The organism is Sphingobacterium tabacisoli, from assembly GCF_017908035.1.
Lineage (GTDB): Bacteria > Bacteroidota > Bacteroidia > Sphingobacteriales > Sphingobacteriaceae > Sphingobacterium > Sphingobacterium tabacisoli.
The window spans coordinates 2344253-2360915 of the sequence record NZ_JAEQMU010000001.1; the positions used below are offsets into that span (position 1 = coordinate 2344253).

The following is a 16663-nucleotide window of genomic DNA, read 5'->3' on the forward strand; positions in this document are numbered from 1 at the left end:
CCAAATGGAAAAGATGCTCTCGGCGAAAGCCTCGATTCAAATTCAAAAACCCATAGAGCAGGTTTTTGAAGCTATTATCAATCCCATGCAGATGAATCATTATTTTATCGAACACGGCTCTGGACCATTAGAAACAGATATCACCATTCAGTGGAAATTTCCCGAATTTGATGAACAATTTCCAGTCACAGGCAAACAGATAAGACGCAATGAATACATTTCCTTCGATTGGTCTGGGGGAAGCGAAGGAATGCTTGTGGAGATCCATTTGGAGACCTACCCCAACAATAGTACAGTCGTCCGTATCACAGAACAACAGATGCCGGTCAGTGAGAGTGGTATTCAACAGGCAATAGGACAGACCGAAGGTTGGGCAAACTTCTTAGCTTGTTTAAAAGCTTATTTAGAATATGGCATCAACTTGCGTACTGGAGCTTTTGATTTTATGAAAAAAACCAGTTAATCCTCTAGATATTTCAGTTAGCAAACGATAGATAATAGCACCCCGATCCACTGACAAACTAGATTATGAAATACAAGCACAGCTTTCATAAGTTTCAGGGATTGATAAACAAAACCGTATGTCGACCACTTTTTCTTCTATAGACGAATACATCAATAGCTTCGATTCCGATACACAAGAGGATCTACAGAAACTTAGACACCTCATACGGACCACGGCACCCGACGATGCAAAGGAAACGATTAACTATGGTATGCCAACCTACCGTTGGCATGGCAACCTCATACATTTTGCGAAATTCAAGAACCATATCGGAATCTATCCAGGACCAACAGCTATTGAAGCCTTCAGAGAACGATTAACGGACTTCAAAACCAGCAAAGGTGCCATACAAATCCCGTTGAATATACCCTTGCCCAAAGATTTACTGATTGATATCATACAGTTTAATATATCTCTGTTACAAGACAAAAAAGGCCCTCAATGGGACAATCATCGTGCTGCTTGGAGAGACTGCGAAGAATTCATGAATCAACTTATTGTCAAGACTAATCTTAAAAAAGAATTTAAATGGGGAACCGATGTGTATACCTACCAAGGCAAAAATATAATTGGATGGGCAGGTTTCAAGCATTTCTTTTCATTATGGTTTTATAACGGTGTTTTCTTAGAAGATAGATTAAAGGTATTGATCAACGCATCTGAGGGAAAAACAAAAGCACTGCGGCAATGGCGTTTTAATAGTCGGGAGGAAATGAATGAACAAGACATCCTTGCTTATATACAAGAAAGCATACAGACAGTCAAAGATGGGAAAGAAATAAAGCCAGAGCGTGTTGCTCCCCAAACGCCCGAAGGTATTCTGAAAGAAGCATTAAACCAAGACACCACATTCAAAATAGCATTTGATCGCTTGACACCGGGTAAACGCAAAGAATATCAAAACTATATTTCAGAGGCCAAACAGGAAAAGACAAAAGCAACTAGACTAGATAAAATAAAGCCACTCATCTTAGAAGGGAAAGGGCTTCATGATAAGTATAAACATTAATAAACTGTCCTCATGCCCCAGAATAAAACAGTCTATACCGATCAAAGTGTTACTCTTTTTATCGATACGATAACGGACCATCAAAAAGTGGCAGACACCCATCGACTCATTCAGATAATGCAAGAAATTACAGGCGAACAGGCTAAAATGTTCGGCCCTTCTAGTATTGGATTTGGCTTATATCAGTACCGATATGCCAGTGGGCACGAAGGGCAAGCTCCTTTATTAGGTTTTTCACCACGAAAAGCGGCGTTCTCACTGTATGTCTATACCGGATCTGAAGAACATGCCCATCTCTTGGAAGGACTTGGGAAATTTACCATGGGTAAAGCTTGTATTTACATTAAAAAACTAGCCGACATTGACGAACAAAAACTATCTGTAATGATGCAGACCACGCTCGCTTTTATCGAAGAGAAATACGAAAGGATACGTTCTTAGCCACAAAAAAAGGCTCCTTAGAGGGAGCCTTTTTTTGTGGCTATAATAGCTTATTTCAGATTATCACGATAGACCTTTGCTTTCTTCAGCTCAGTCTGAATATCCTTACGGGCAGCATCGTACGAAAGTACTTTTTCGTAATCTGCAATTGCTTTATTATAAGCAGCCGTAGCTTCTGCCTTATTGTAATTTTCAGTTCCTGTTGTTCCTTTCAAAATACCCAAATCACGATATGCTACTGCTCTATTCTGATACAATTTAGCATCATTCGCATTAATAGCTATAGCCTTTGTATAATCAGCTAGTACAGATTGTAGCAATTCTTCTTTTTTTGCATTTGAAAGCTTACTATTTTCCGCCAAAGCGTTATTTGCCTTCGCCTTATAATAATAGGCATTTGCATTCTTTACGTCCAATGCTACTACTTTACCAAAAGAAGATGCTGCTTTCTGAAAATCGCCTGACTGAAACTGAGAATATCCTAACAGATACATTACATCTGGATCTTTAGACTCTGTAGGCATTGCTTTCTCCAAATGAGTAACAGCCGCTTTGAAATCTCCATCAAGCAATGCTTTCTGTCCCAATCTCACATTTGGATTACTATGCTCCTGTTGTTGTGCTTGAGCTGTCAATGTCATCAAAGCCAATGCCAACGCTGACATTCCCAACTTAAGTGATCTCAATTGCTTATTTCCAATTTTAATATTCATATCCTTGATTTAATGTTTCTAGTTCACGTTTTAGAGTAAAAATGCCATAATAAGTTTAAGTCATCAACAAATATTTATAAACATTTCCACAATATTACAATTTCTTTTATTTTTACCAACACCTACAACATCAAAATGCTGTCATAAACCAACACATTACGTGACGATTTAGCAGGTTTCACAAATACTATAGCATAAATAATACCAGTTTTTACTCTTGGCACTTAGCTTGTACTATAAGCATTAATAATCCATAATGGAAAAAGTACACCTAAAGTCTGACATGTTGTCGGATTTTAAACAGATTAATATATGAGTAAATTTGACACATTCGACTTCAATCAAGCTATTCCGATTATTAGTGAAGATACCGAATTCTTCCCTTTATTGAGTCCGCAGGATGAAGACGAAATGCGAAATGAAGATATACCTGAGATTTTATCTATTCTTCCACTACGTAACACCGTTTTATTCCCAGGGGTCGTTATCCCAATCACAGTTGGCCGGGATAAATCCATAAAACTCGTCAAAGAGGCTTATAAAGGAGATAAAACAATTGGCGTTGTATCCCAAAAGGATATGTCCGTCGAAGACCCTGGTTTTGACCAGTTACATAAAGTTGGCACAGTAGCGAACATTATTAAAATATTGCAAATGCCGGATGGTAATACCACCGTCATTATCCAGGGCAAGCAACGCTTCAAACTGCAAGAACTTGTTCAGTCTGAACCCTATATCAAAGCTAAAGTCGAGCGCTTTGCTGAGGAAAAACCAAAAACCAGCAGCAAAGAATTCAAAGCTTTAATCTCTTCCATCAAAGAGCTGGCCTTACAGATTATCCAACTCTCGCCCAACCTTCCATCAGAAGCAGGGATAGCGATTAAAAATATTGAAAGTCCTACTTTCTTAGTCAACTTCATCTCTTCCAACCTTGCACTGGAATTACCTGCCAAACAAGAATTGTTAGAGCTAAAAGATTTCGTCAAGCGGGCTAAACTGCTTTTGGAGCATTTAACAAGTGAAGTACAGATATTAGAACTGAAGAATCAGATTCAAAATAAGGTACGTGTAGACTTAGATAAACAACAACGCGACTACTTTCTGACCCAACAGCTCAAGACAATTCAGGAAGAACTGGGGGGAAATACGCCCGATCTGGAGATTGAAGATTTAAAGAAACGGGCCAAAAGCAAAAAGTGGCCAGAGGACGTAAAGCAACATTTTGACAAGGAAATCGAAAAACTGGCTCGTATCAATCCAGCTGCGGCGGATTACTCGGTACAGCTCAATTACCTCGAACTTCTTTTAGATTTACCTTGGGGCGAATACACGAAAGATAAATTTGATCTAAACCGTGCCACAAAAGTACTGGACAAAGACCACTACGGCCTAGAAAAAGTCAAGCAACGCATCATAGAGTACCTTGCGGTATTAAAACTCAAGAACGATATGAAAGCGCCTATACTTTGTCTTGTAGGCCCTCCAGGAGTAGGTAAAACATCCTTAGGAAAATCCATCGCAAAAGCATTAGGACGAAAATACACACGTATGGCTCTAGGTGGCGTGAGAGATGAAGCAGAAATCAGAGGACACCGCAAGACCTACATCGGAGCTATGCCAGGAAGGATTATACAGTCCCTAAAAAAAGCCGGTACCTCCAACCCTGTTTTTGTACTCGATGAAATTGACAAAATAGGTTCAGATTTTAAAGGAGACCCTTCTTCCGCACTATTAGAAGTACTGGACCCAGAACAGAATACGCATTTCTACGACCACTATGTGGAGATGGAATATGATTTGTCTAAGGTCATGTTTATTGCTACAGCCAACTCCTTAAGCACCATTCAACCGGCGCTACTCGATCGTATGGAGATAATAGAAGTAAATGGCTATACCATAGAGGAAAAAATAGAAATTGCAAAAAAGCACTTACTTCCAAAACAACGGGAGATGCATGGCCTCCAAAATAAGAACGTCACATTAAACAATAAAGTCATTGAGAAAATTATCGAAGAATATACCAGAGAATCTGGTGTCCGTGGCTTAGAGAAAAAGATTGGTTCAGTGGTTCGGGGTATCGCGACTAAGATTGTTATGGAGAAACCCCATAGTGCCAATGTCAGTGCAGAGGTTGCTGAAGAGATTCTCGGAGCGCCAATTTTTGACAAAGATAGTTATGAAAACAATGAAGTTGCAGGAGTCGTTACGGGATTAGCATGGACCTCTGTTGGTGGCGATATTCTTTTTATAGAATCCAGTCTCAGCCCAGGAAAAGGCAAACTAAGTCTAACCGGTAACCTTGGTGATGTAATGAAAGAATCGGCGGCAATTGCTATGGCTTACTTACGTTCCCATGCGGAAGATTTTGGAATCGACTATCGCATTTTTGACCATTGGGATGTCAACATACATGTACCTGCAGGTGCTACTCCAAAAGATGGCCCCTCTGCCGGTATCACCATGCTTACCGCATTGACCTCTTTGTTCACACAGCGTAAGGTCAAAGAAAAGTTAGCGATGACGGGCGAGATCACATTACGTGGCAAAGTTCTCCCTGTTGGTGGTATAAAAGAAAAGATACTCGCCGCCAAACGGGCTAATATAAAGGAAATTATTCTTTGTAAATCGAACAAGAAAGATATTCTAGAGATTAAAGAAGATTATATAAAAGACATGCAGTTCCATTACGTATCGGAAATGTCTGAAGTAATCGACCTAGCTTTACTAAAGAGCAAAGTAAAAAAAGCCAAAGATATCAATAGGTTTAACACCGAACCGGCTAAAGAGAAGTAAAAGTATACTTTACAAAAAAGCATCATCTAAAGAATGATGCTTTTTTTTCTAAAAATTAAAGCTTAATTGTCCCGATGTGTATACCTTTCTTTCTTTTCCTCCAAATGGAATTTTCGCATATACATCATACTGTTTCACGACAGGATTGAACACTCGCATAAATACAGCATCACAAAAAAAATCCAGATCAATCTGCTGAAGGTTACTTTTTGCTTCCCGAAGCATACTTTCCTCAAGGCGTCGACCAATAGACAGATGCGGTTCTTTAGACATAGAACGTAAAGCGAACTTTGCTTTCAGCGCATTGATGACGACTGCCGAACGCTGATTAAAATAATATCGAGATTGCACGGTTGGTGCAATATAGTAGGTATAACTATCCCCATTTTGAAAGACCGAATAGTCGTTGAAATAAACGTATTGCGCATGCTCATAGTTCAACTCTTCTCGCAATATCGCCACTATGCCTTCCAATTGATCCTCGGTGGTCTCAAATTCACAGATTGTAATATGTCCCGCAGCGTTACAACTAGAATACCAACCGACCAAGGATTTGAGCATATCTTTTATGCCTTTGATTTTGGCATTAACTTTTTCACAAGGCATAAATGCCAAAGATATTTTAACACTTTCCATCACACACGATTTAAGGTAACTTTCTTAAAGATAAGGAAAACAAAGCAGATCATCTGCCTTGCTCATTAATCAATCGCGCTACGCACTTCTATTGGCAAATCAGATTCAAGCACCCCTGCTCCATCCGCAAAAACAGCTCGGTATTTTTCTGCACGTTCTTCTGCATTAGTAAGCTTATCATAGGTAGGTGAAGCCGAAATCATGCACAGTACTCCCTTCGCTTTAAAGAAATCATACATTGCCTTATTCGTACTTTTCACTTCAGGCCCTATATAAACAATCATCCTATCGTAAGGCAAACCCGACTCCTTAAAAGCATCCATTGCTTTCTGGTCTTTAATATGCATAGACATATATTGTTTAGGATTTTTATCTAGATAAAATCTAGCCTGTTCTACGGTATGTACTGTAACCCAAACCCATGCATAGGCGTTATGTTTACGTATAATCTCAGCGGTCATTTCCATAGGCATATCCTTCTTATCCAAATTCAAGATCGTCTTCCCTTTTGCCCATATTATCATTTCATCCAATGTATTTATCCGATAAGACGTTTCATTGCCGGCATGATCTTTTAAATACAATTGCTGAAGCTCTTTCCAGGTATAATCCGATACTTTACCCGTCCCTGTAGTAGTACGCTCCAAGGTCGGGTCATGCACCATCACTGCAACACCATCTTTTGTCAATCGGGGATCGACTTCGAAGATCGCTGGCGTCCATCGCAACACTTCTTCCATCGCGACTATTGAGTTCTCAGGCATACCATTTTCAATCGTACCGCGATGTCCGGCTATGATTTTTTTGTCCGTGCTAAATGTGAAGTAGGCATACATTTCTTCCGGATTTTTAAAGTCTAACGTATGTAACTCCTGTGCCTGTATATCTCCAAAGGTGAATGTCAACAGCAGAAAACTAAAAAAGAGATTATATTTCATTAATATTGGTCTTTACTTGAAGTAAAAATACAATTCCTATTTAAACTAACCATTAGCCCAATGTTTAATTATCAACAACAATGACCACACGGGATCCTTTAAAAAAGAAAAAGGAACCCGATTGGGTTCCTTTCAATATCTAACAAATTGACAGCGATTTAAAACTAAATTAATTTACAGCGTCAATAACTGCTTTGAAAGCATCAGGGTTATTCATAGCTAAGTCAGCTAAAACCTTACGGTTCAATCCGATATTCTTAGCATTCAATTTACCGATCAACTTAGAATAAGAAATTCCGTGCTGACGAGCACCTGCATTGATACGCTGAATCCATAAAGCTCTGAACTCGCGTTTTTTGGTTTTACGGTCGCGGTAAGCGTACTGTAAACCTTTTTCTACTGTATTTTTAGCAATAGTATATACTTTGCTACGTGAACCGAAATAGCCTTTAGCTAATTTCAAAATTCTTTTTCTTCTTCTTCTCGAAGCAACTGCGTTAACCGAACGTGGCATAATTATTAAAATTTAATTTGGTAAAAGGTGTTACGTTTTTCAGCAAGCTTACAACCCTATACCCGGTCAAAAAATATTGTTTTTTTGTTAAGAAAGGATTACTTCCCAAGAACTAACATACGTTTTACATTACCTAAGTCTCCATCAGAAACATAAGCTGTTTGCGTAAGATTACGTTTTTGTTTAGTAGTCTTTTTAGTCAAGATGTGGCTTTTGTAAGCGCTTTTTCTTGCAATTTTACCTGTCCCAGTCACTTTAAAACGTTTCTTAGCGCTGGAATTGGTTTTTACTTTTGGCATAATACTTAATATTTATATCAATCTGTTAGAATACTTTTATTTCTTTGCACCTTTTGGAGCCAACGTCAAGAACATACGTTTACCCTCCAATTTAGGTAACAACTCTACTTTACCATAGTCCTCTAAAGCCTGAGCAAATTTTAACAATAAAATCTCTCCTTGCTCCTTAAAGACAATAGCACGTCCTTTAAAGTGTACATAAGCACGGACTTTCTCCCCAGCTTCCAAAAACCGCATAGCATGCTTTAATTTGAATTCAAAATCATGCTCACTGGTATTCGGTCCAAAGCGAATCTCCTTAATAACTGTTTGTTTGGCATTCGCTTTGATTTCCTTTTGCTTTTTCTTCTGCTCGTAGATAAACTTACTATAGTCTACAATTTTACAAACAGGAGGAACAGCATTCGGAGAAATCTCGACTAGATCTAGCTCCAATTCGTCGGCCATCTCTAACGCTTTGCGGGTAGGGTATACCCCTGGCTCAACATTATCCCCAACTAAACGTACCTCAGGCACACGTATGAATTCGTTAATACGATGCTCCGGTTCTTTTTTCCTCATTGGTGGTCTAGGACCACTAGGTCTTTTTAATGCCAAATGTTTAAATTTTTAAACGGTTATTTCTTTTATTAATAAATCTCTAAACTCATCAGAGGTCATTGAACCCAAGTCCACTGACCCATGCTTACGAACAGAAACTGTGCCACTTTCCATCTCCTTTTCCCCTACAATAAGCATATAAGGCAATTTTTTAACTTCAGCATCACGTATCTTACGTCCTACTTTCTCGTCACGGAGATCGATTAGACCGCGAATATCGGAATTATTTAGCGATTCCAAAAGTTTTTGCGCATAATCTTCATATTTTTCTGACACTGGCAAAACTATAAACTGCTCAGGAGCAAGCCATAACGGAAACTGTCCACCACAGTGTTCAATCAATACCGCCACAAACCTTTCCATAGAACCAAACGGCGCGCGGTGAATCATCACTGGACGATGTTTTTGGTTATCGCTTCCTGTATATTCCAATTCAAAGCGCTCTGGTAAGTTATAGTCAACTTGTATTGTACCCAATTGCCATTTACGGCCCAGTGCATCCTTAACCATAAAATCTAGCTTAGGACCATAAAACGCAGCTTCACCGTATTCAACGACAGTTGGGAGTCCTTTTTCCGCAGCCGCTTCAATAATAGCCGATTCAGCTAAAGCCCAGTTTTCATCCGAACCGATATATTTAGTTTTATTCTCCGGATCACGTAAAGAAACCTGCGCTGTATATTCGTTAAAGCCCAACGCTCCAAATACATAAAGAACCAAGTCGATAACCTTCTTAAATTCTTCCTTCACTTGATCAGGACGACAGAATAAATGGGCATCATCTTGCGTAAACCCACGAACACGAGTTAAACCATGAAGCTCACCAGATTGTTCATAGCGATATACTGTTCCGAACTCTGAAAAACGAACCGGCAATTCCTTATACGAACGTGGCTTTGTCTTATATATCTCACAGTGGTGAGGACAGTTCATTGGTTTTAACAAGAACTCTTCTCCTTCTACTGGCGTTTTTATCGGTTGGAAAGAATCCGCACCATATTTCTCGTAATGTCCTGAAGTGATATAGAGCTGTTTGTGCCCAATATGTGGAGTCATTACGGGTTCATAGCCAGAATTCAGCTGTGCTCTTTGCAAGAAGTCTGTTAACTTCTGTCTTAAAGCAGTTCCCTTAGGCAACCATAACGGCAATCCCATACCCACTTTTTCAGAAAAAGCAAAAAGCTCCAACTCTTTACCCAACTTGCGGTGATCTCTCTTTTTAGCCTCTTCAATAAACTTGAGATAATCCGAAAGCTCCGATGCCTTAGGAAAAGTAACACCGTAGATACGGGTCAACTGTTTTCTTGTCTCATCTCCACGCCAGTAGGCTCCGGCAACATTGGTCAGCTTAATAGCTTTGATAAAACCTGTATTCGGGATATGTGGACCTCGACATAGATCGGTAAAGTTACCTTGCGAATAAAAGGTAATCGATCCATCCTCTAAATCTTTAATCAGGTCCAGTTTATACTCGTCTCCTTTATCTTCAAAATAAGCCAGTGCTTCCGCTTTAGAAACACTTCTTCTATCGAACACCTCTTTTTTCTTGGCCAATTCAAGCATTTTATCTTCAATCTGCTTAAAATCGTCAGAAGAAAATACCTGATCGCCAAAATCCACATCATAGTAAAAACCCGTCTCAATAGAAGGGCCAATACCAAATTTAATACCTGGATACAATTCTTCCAATGCTTCTGCCAGCAAGTGCGCAGAAGAATGCCAAAAAGTAGACTTGCCCTTATCATCATTCCAGGTCAACAACTTGACAGCTGCATCCGAATCGATAGCACGGGACGCGTCCCACACTTCACCATTTACTTCTGCTGCTAATACATTGCGTGCTAAACCTTCGGAGATAGATAGAGCTACCTGCATAGCGGTAGTCCCTTTTTCATACTGACGTACCGAACCGTCAGGGAGAGTAATGTTAATCATCTACAATTATGATTTTAAAATTTGTTAATGCTTTAGGCACATCCACATACAGTATGTACAATTACACTGTTCTACATGCAGACCCACCTAGTTAATTTAATAAACGTCCAAACATAGATAAAATGCTTGGCATTAGCGAATCCCTAACATAAAAAAGCCACGAACAGGCACTAATTTTACCTTTAAATGCTATTTAATAGCGCTACAAATGTACCTTTGTTCTTTCAACAATAGTAAATGAACATGATTCCAAAAGGCGCTACTCCTTCAAAACTGCACCCGCGCAACAAACACCGCAATGGCTATCAGATGGAAAAGCTGTGTAAAAGCAATCCTGCCCTGCTCGCCTTCGTATTTACGAACGACTACGGTACCCAAAGCATCGACTTTGCCAACCCCAAAGCTGTCTTCGAATTAAACAAGGCTTTGCTTGTCAGGGAGTATAAAATTAAAAACTGGCAAATTAGCCCAAACAGCCTTTGCCCAGGCATCCCAGGAAGAGCGGATTATATACACTATGTCGCAGACATCTTAGCAAAAGACAATAATGGTCAAATACCAACAGGCGAAAAAGTCAAGGTTCTTGACATTGGCACTGGTTCCAGCATAGTCTACCCACTTATTGGGGCACAAGAATACCTATGGGATTTTACAGCTACCGAAATAGATCCAAAATCTATTCAATACGCCGAAATAAATGTCAACAAAAACATCTGGCTCAAAAAGAAAATACAGCTGAGATTCCAAGATGACAAAGAACACATTCTTCAAGGTATTATATTTGAAAAAGACAGGTTTGATGCTGTAGTTTGTAATCCACCATTCTTCAAATCACGCGAGGATAACTGGAACGTAAGCTCCAAGAAATTCCAAAACCTACACAAGAACAAAGAACAGCCAACCGTTCAAAACTTTTCGGGCCACCCCAATGAACTGTGGTATCCAGGAGGTGAGAAAGCCTTCATCTCAAAATTAATCTACGAGAGCATGCAGTTTAAAGATCACCTCAACTGGGTAACAACTCTTGTCTCAAGCAAGGACCATATAAAACCATTGGTCTCTATACTAGAATACCACAAAGCTACCGCTGTAGAAATCATCCCTATGCAACAGGGTCAAAAAGTTTCAAGAATTCTTGCCTGGAAGTGGTAATACAAAAAAAAGCCATCAACATATGTTGATGGCTTTACAAACATGGCTCCTGAAGCTGGGCTCGAACCAGCGACCCTCTGATTAACAGTCAGATGCTCTAACCAACTGAGCTATTCAGGAATCTTATATTGTTTTCCCTTTCGGTGATGCAATTATCGGAAGTTTAATTTGTCTTTGCAAATATTTCTATCAAAAAAAACGCAAGTCATTCATTGCCAAAAAAATAATTTACAACAGCACTCCAGATAAAATCAGGGTAATAAAAGTAAAGTATATCAACAAGCCTGTCACATCAACCAAAGTCGATACAAAAGGTGCTGATGAGCTCGCAGGATCTGCTCCCAATCGTCTAAGAATAAATGGCAACATTGATCCTGTCAATGACCCCAACAACACAACTCCTACAAGAGATAGAGACACAACTAACGCTACCAATGCCCAGTGCTCACCGTAATTATCAGTAAAGAACTGCCAAGTTGCAATCCTAATAAAACCCAATACTCCCAAAATAACCCCCAGGATCGTACCAGATATTATCTCTCTTTTCATCACTCGCCACCAATCAACGAGTGTTACTTCTCCCAAAGCCATCGCCTGAATAACCAATGTAGAAGCCTGCGACCCGCTATTCCCTCCACTCGAGATAATCAACGGCATCAAAGCAAACAAGAATACTACGGATGCAACTTGAGTTTCAAAATGCTCAATAACTGTTGCTGTCAATAGTTGCCCCAAGAACAGAACAATCAACCAACCCGCACGTTTTTTTACCAGATGCAAAATAGAAACATCCAAGTAAGGTTCATCCAATGCCTCCGTACCACCGAAACGTTGCATATCTTCAGTATACTCTTCGTTAGCCACCCAAAGTATATCATCGATTGTCACAATCCCCAACATAATCCCCTGCTCATCCACCACAGGTAGCGCGACCCTATTATTCATCCGGAACACCGTGACAGCTTCCTCTTGGGGATCGTTCGCATTCAAAGAAATCAAGCGGTTATCGATCAACTCCCCAACTCGGGTTTCGGGATCTGCCAGTAAAATATCTTTAATCCGAATATCATCAATCAGCTTTCCTTCGGAATCGATTACGTACAGTACATCGATTGTTTCGGATGCACTCCCATACCGACGGATATGATCTAAAATACGCGTAATACTCCAATGCGCTTTCACCGTAATATAATCCGGCGTCATCAGTCGACCCACACTATCTTCGGGGTAGCCCAGCAGCGAGAGTGCTTCCTTTCGTTCCTCAGGAGAAAGCATGATGATAAGACGTTTTACGACATCTCCCTTCAGCTCTCCAAAAAACGAAGTCCGGTCATCGGGAGGCATCTCGTTAATAATCTCCCGAACTTTTGTTGCTGGTAATTTTTTGAAGATACGCTCTTGCGTCGGAAAGTCTAAAATACGGAATACGTTGACAGCTCGTTTTAGATTTAAGGTTTCCAAAAAAAGAGCACCGTGCTCGGGAAGTTCGTCGATCAATTCCTCGACGTCAGAAATATTAAGTTCATTCAGAAAATCCTCTAGCGCGACCAGATTACCTTCCTCAATTAGCTGTTCTACATGCACGACCTGCATTTCCAATTCTTCCATATTGCCTCCGATATTTATCCTACATGTTTTACTTCTTTTGAAAGAGTATGTTAATTAGTGTGCACCTATCAAACACCAAGCAGTGGTTTTAAGTACGTTTGCAAAAGTCGCCTTTTTATACCAAAAAATATAATCTTTTTTTTTGCTCGATTTACCTCCAAATTGAAAACTGGCACTAATTAAAAAATAGACATTATGTCACCTTCTATTCAAACAAAAACGATCCCTCATCTCCTTAAAAAAATAAACAACGGCTGCCAGTACTGATGGTACAAAACATAAAATCTAGTAACACTAAAAGCAAGACTTTCCCAACAATAGAAGCTACCCTTAAAAAGGGAAACATATTCTTCATCTTTGGAAACGAACTTCCTTTACAGCTTAAAGCACCTCCTCCATCGACTCCTTCAAAAACAACAAACCTAATACTGAGTTAATAAAAAAACACTACTTTAGTAGCAAGATACACGAAGGCATTTTATTTTATTCAAAAAATCAAAAAAGTCATTTTTTGAAGACAAAAAAACAATCAAAAAAGATTAAATAAAAAAACATTTAATCAATAATAATCAGCATATTAAGTTTCAAAAACTAAACAATTACAGAACACACAAACAAACTGAATTGCTATTATTTTTAGCAACAAGGAAATTCAGTCTCTTAATCAATTGCTACTAAATGAAAATCAAATCATTACTAACATTTATATTAACTATAAATTTCTATATAATCTATAGTCAAGTTTTTGATTACAGTCAAGCGCACTACAAAGTAAAATGGAAGCAAATCACAACCTATCAGTTCCGACTTATTTTCCCTAGCGAGTTTAGTTCCAGCGCACCGAAACTAGCCGACAACATCACCCAATTCATACAAAACACCTCCTCCGATTTAGAGAGAAAATCGCGTTTCATCAACATCATAGTCCAACAAAACCATATACAACAGAACGGATTTGTACAGTTAGCCCCACGTAAATCAGAGCTCTACTCCACTCCTTCTGCTATTGCCGACAACCAGGAATGGCTTCCCAATCTAGCGCTTCACGAGTCAAGGCACATCGCCCAATTTGACAATTTGACAGGCAAAATAAGAGCTCCTTTTGGCGAACAGTTAGCCCTCGCATTGTTCGGCTTGAACCTACCAGGTTGGTACTTTGAGGGAGATGCCGTCCTTCAGGAAACCTTATTTTCTAAAGGCGGAAGAGGCCGGCTTACCTCTTGGCAGATGCCTATCCGAACAGATATTTTAACCGGACGAAATTATGATTTCAACAAATATGTTCATGGATCTTTTAAAGACATAGTTCCTAGTTTCTACACAATCGGTTACTTTATGAATAGCGAACTTCATCAAAAAGACCCATTGATTCATGGCAAAATATTAGCGGAGATGAACGGAAAATTACTCCGTCCTTTTAATTTCCAACGTAGCTTAAAGAAGAATTATGGACTAAAAGCCAATGCTATTTTCAAGTTAACAATGGCAAATTTAGCAGAAAAATGGGCTACCGATTCAGCACTCTTTGACACTAGTATCTCAAAACAAACAGACCGATACCCGACCAATTACCTCCTACCACAAGCGAACGAAAACGCTACTTTTGCACTGCAAGAGGGACCGCAAAGAACATCAAGAATTGTCCAAACGAATCAAAAATCACCTTACAATAGCAAGACCATTTTAACTTTAGGCATACAGCTTATGCCCTATTTTCACTTACGCGACCAGCTCATCACGTGGGATGAATACCGCAAAGATGCGAGGTTTGAGAAACAAACCTACAATGTAATCATGGTCTATGATATGGCTAACAAAAAGAAAAAAACACTTAGCAAAAACAGCCGATACTACAGTCCTATAGTCGCTCCCAATAAAAAAGAAATCATCTGCGTTGAGGTCGATCTCACCAACAGAACCTCTTTGGTATGGCTAGATATTGCTTCTTCCAAAAAGATAGACTCTCTCATTTTACCTGTAGGATTACATCTCCAACAGCCCCAATTCAATACCAGCGGAACACATTTAATAGCTATAGCAGTTAGCGAAAAAGGGACCAATCTCATGCAGATAGACCTGCAGAAAAAAAGCTTGGCGCCATTACTTAATTGGTCAAACATCCAAATTGAAAGACCTATTTTCGACCAGGATGATATTATATTCAAAGCAAATTATGGCCACAAAGACGATCTGTTTAGATGGAAAAAAGGAGAAATAACCAGATTAACAGACAGTCGTTTTGGCATCTTCAATCCTTCCTTACATACAGACACCCTATGGTACAATGATTATACCCCAAGAGGCTACCAGATAAACAGTATTCCCTTATCCCAGCTTAAAGAACAGTCCATTAAACCCCATATGATAGAAGCCATCTATAGCAGTCAAAGCCTAAATAGCGCACACTTCCCCCAAATAGACACTTCTATCACAACGGAATACACAATCAAAGACTACAAAACACTCAAAAATAGCTTTAATTTTCATAGTCTGACACTCAGCGGAAATGATTTCGAGAATTTTGACAACCTAAAACCAGGGATCTTCTGGATTTCCAATGACCTTCTCAACACTACAGACCTAAGAATAGGCTATGAATATGACAATGACATCCAAAAAAGTATCTATTCCGCATCATTGTCATACCAAAAATACTTCCCCAAGATCACCTTATCCCACACCGACAAAGGACAGATTGGGGCCGCACAGACCAACAATTCGACAAGCATTCCCTTTGACTGGAGAGAACGCATCACCTCACTTGACATTAGTTTACCCTTTAGCAAATATCGGGGCAACACAATATATTCTTACGGGGTCAATTTTGGCACATCCTATCTCAAGAGATATAACATAAGCTTAAACAACCTAACTAACTTCAATGATGAAATTGCGTTTCCACTTAATTATCAAGCCTACTTCAACCGCAACTCACGCAGAGCAACAATGGATATCACACCAAGATGGGGACAGAACTTCAGTTTCACTTTTCGCCACTTGCCCTTTGAAGATCAACTAACGGGACAAGCCTGGTCTTTACGCACCAACTTCTACTTCCCAGGCTTTGCGTTGAATCATAGCCTACAAGTAAGATATGGCATGCAGTCTACAACGGGTAGATACATCTACACTCTAGATATACCGACTATCGAGGGGTTTTCTTATATCCCTTATGAAAAGGTAAAAAACACCCTACTATTTGACTACAGGCTACCTATTAGTTATCCCGACCTATCTATAGGTCAGATCGCTTATATAAAACGTATACGAGCTCGCTTATCTGCCAACTATCAAAACATTCACAAGGCCAACCTGGCCCCAAAATCAAACAGTCTAGGGATAGATATAGACTTCAATCTCTTTAAATATAACTTCCCCCTATTCACCGCATCAGTAAAAGGCACCTATATCAACGACTCAAAAGCGACAAAAAAAATATTTCCAACTTTTGGATTCAGCTATAGCTACTAACTGCAATAAGTATAAAAAAAGAAAACAATCACCAAATCAGTTTGTTACC

Annotated in this window: 14 protein-coding genes and 1 tRNA gene; 6 read left to right on the top strand and 9 right to left on the bottom strand. The window is 39.4% G+C overall.

Features of this window, described 5'->3' with window-relative positions; all coding sequences use genetic code 11:
- The first annotated feature begins 4 nt into the window (after window positions 1–4).
- From JKG64_RS09910 to JKG64_RS09920, 3 genes are all read left to right on the top strand, one after another.
- Window positions 5–463, top strand: coding sequence for an SRPBCC domain-containing protein (locus tag JKG64_RS09910; protein ID WP_246512523.1), 459 nt, complete (start codon window positions 5–7; stop codon window positions 461–463).
- Between the two features lie 118 nt (window positions 464–581).
- A complete protein-coding gene (locus tag JKG64_RS09915) occupies window positions 582–1514 on the top strand; it encodes a DUF1801 domain-containing protein (protein ID WP_210354115.1) in 933 nt (310 codons plus the stop codon).
- Between the two features lie 12 nt (window positions 1515–1526).
- Window positions 1527–1955, top strand: a complete 429-nt coding sequence (locus JKG64_RS09920) for a DUF1801 domain-containing protein (protein WP_210354116.1) — start codon at window positions 1527–1529, stop codon at window positions 1953–1955.
- 50 nt (window positions 1956–2005) lie between these two features.
- On the opposite strand, the gene JKG64_RS09925 is transcribed toward JKG64_RS09920, so the two are convergent.
- A complete protein-coding gene (locus JKG64_RS09925; protein ID WP_210354117.1) occupies window positions 2006–2668 on the bottom strand; it encodes a tetratricopeptide repeat protein in 663 nt (220 codons plus the stop codon).
- Window positions 2669–2980: 312 nt separating this feature from the next.
- Between JKG64_RS09925 and lon the strand changes: the two genes are divergently transcribed.
- Complete coding sequence (gene lon, locus JKG64_RS09930; RefSeq protein ID WP_210354118.1) at window positions 2981–5461, top strand: endopeptidase La; 2481 nt, start codon at window positions 2981–2983, stop codon at window positions 5459–5461.
- Between the two features lie 48 nt (window positions 5462–5509).
- Here the strand turns inward: lon and JKG64_RS09935 are convergent, their stop codons facing one another.
- The 6 genes from JKG64_RS09935 to thrS form a co-directional block, all read right to left on the bottom strand.
- The gene (locus tag JKG64_RS09935; protein ID WP_210354119.1) at window positions 5510–6097 is read right to left on the bottom strand and encodes a 2'-5' RNA ligase family protein; all 588 of its coding nucleotides are present in this window, start codon (window positions 6095–6097) and stop codon (window positions 5510–5512) included.
- Window positions 6098–6162: 65 nt separating this feature from the next.
- Entirely contained in the window at window positions 6163–7035 is an 873-nt protein-coding gene (locus JKG64_RS09940; protein ID WP_210354120.1) for a glycerophosphodiester phosphodiesterase family protein, read from the bottom strand.
- Window positions 7036–7204: 169 nt separating this feature from the next.
- Window positions 7205–7549, bottom strand: a complete 345-nt coding sequence (gene rplT / locus JKG64_RS09945) for a 50S ribosomal protein L20 (protein ID WP_021069890.1) — start codon at window positions 7547–7549, stop codon at window positions 7205–7207.
- Window positions 7550–7647: 98 nt separating this feature from the next.
- Window positions 7648–7848, bottom strand: coding sequence for a 50S ribosomal protein L35 (gene rpmI, locus JKG64_RS09950; protein ID WP_021069889.1), 201 nt, complete (start codon window positions 7846–7848; stop codon window positions 7648–7650).
- Window positions 7849–7884: 36 nt separating this feature from the next.
- The gene (infC, locus tag JKG64_RS09955) at window positions 7885–8409 is read right to left on the bottom strand and encodes a translation initiation factor IF-3 (protein WP_380893145.1); all 525 of its coding nucleotides are present in this window, start codon (window positions 8407–8409) and stop codon (window positions 7885–7887) included.
- A gap of 48 nt (window positions 8410–8457) precedes the next feature.
- Window positions 8458–10383 (bottom strand): threonine--tRNA ligase, encoded by a 1926-nt coding sequence (gene thrS, locus JKG64_RS09960; RefSeq protein ID WP_021069887.1) that lies wholly within the window; start codon window positions 10381–10383, stop codon window positions 8458–8460.
- 237 nt (window positions 10384–10620) lie between these two features.
- On the opposite strand from thrS, the gene rlmF reads away from it, so the two are divergent.
- Entirely contained in the window at window positions 10621–11535 is a 915-nt protein-coding gene (gene rlmF / locus JKG64_RS09965) for a 23S rRNA (adenine(1618)-N(6))-methyltransferase RlmF (protein ID WP_246512524.1), read from the top strand.
- A gap of 43 nt (window positions 11536–11578) precedes the next feature.
- On the opposite strand, the gene JKG64_RS09970 is transcribed toward rlmF, so the two are convergent.
- Window positions 11579–11655, bottom strand: a tRNA-Asn gene (locus tag JKG64_RS09970).
- 108 nt (window positions 11656–11763) lie between these two features.
- Window positions 11764–13143, bottom strand: a complete 1380-nt coding sequence (gene mgtE / locus JKG64_RS09975; protein WP_210354121.1) for a magnesium transporter — start codon at window positions 13141–13143, stop codon at window positions 11764–11766.
- Between the two features lie 678 nt (window positions 13144–13821).
- Here mgtE and JKG64_RS09980 point away from each other — a divergent pair.
- Window positions 13822–16614: a hypothetical protein gene (locus JKG64_RS09980; RefSeq protein ID WP_210354122.1), complete on the top strand. Its 2793-nt coding sequence runs from the start codon at window positions 13822–13824 to the stop codon at window positions 16612–16614.
- The last annotated feature ends 49 nt before the right edge of the window (window positions 16615–16663 follow it).

Bases quoted from the DNA above. Each gene is read 5' to 3' on its own strand.
- JKG64_RS09910 (WP_246512523.1), top strand. From the start codon at position 5: ATGGAAAAGATGCTCTCGGCGAAAGCCTCGATTCAAATTCAAAAACCC.
- JKG64_RS09915 (WP_210354115.1), top strand. From the start codon at position 582: ATGTCGACCACTTTTTCTTCTATAGACGAATACATCAATAGCTTCGAT.
- JKG64_RS09920 (WP_210354116.1), top strand. From the start codon at position 1,527: ATGCCCCAGAATAAAACAGTCTATACCGATCAAAGTGTTACTCTTTTT.
- JKG64_RS09925 (WP_210354117.1), bottom strand. From the start codon at position 2,668: ATGAATATTAAAATTGGAAATAAGCAATTGAGATCACTTAAGTTGGGA.
- lon (WP_210354118.1), top strand. From the start codon at position 2,981: ATGAGTAAATTTGACACATTCGACTTCAATCAAGCTATTCCGATTATT.
- JKG64_RS09935 (WP_210354119.1), bottom strand. From the start codon at position 6,097: ATGGAAAGTGTTAAAATATCTTTGGCATTTATGCCTTGTGAAAAAGTT.
- JKG64_RS09940 (WP_210354120.1), bottom strand. From the start codon at position 7,035: ATGAAATATAATCTCTTTTTTAGTTTTCTGCTGTTGACATTCACCTTT.
- rplT (WP_021069890.1), bottom strand. From the start codon at position 7,549: ATGCCACGTTCGGTTAACGCAGTTGCTTCGAGAAGAAGAAGAAAAAGA.
- rpmI (WP_021069889.1), bottom strand. From the start codon at position 7,848: ATGCCAAAAGTAAAAACCAATTCCAGCGCTAAGAAACGTTTTAAAGTG.
- infC (WP_380893145.1), bottom strand. From the start codon at position 8,409: ATGAGGAAAAAAGAACCGGAGCATCGTATTAACGAATTCATACGTGTG.
- thrS (WP_021069887.1), bottom strand. From the start codon at position 10,383: ATGATTAACATTACTCTCCCTGACGGTTCGGTACGTCAGTATGAAAAA.
- rlmF (WP_246512524.1), top strand. From the start codon at position 10,621: ATGAACATGATTCCAAAAGGCGCTACTCCTTCAAAACTGCACCCGCGC.
- mgtE (WP_210354121.1), bottom strand. From the start codon at position 13,143: ATGGAAGAATTGGAAATGCAGGTCGTGCATGTAGAACAGCTAATTGAG.
- JKG64_RS09980 (WP_210354122.1), top strand. From the start codon at position 13,822: ATGAAAATCAAATCATTACTAACATTTATATTAACTATAAATTTCTAT.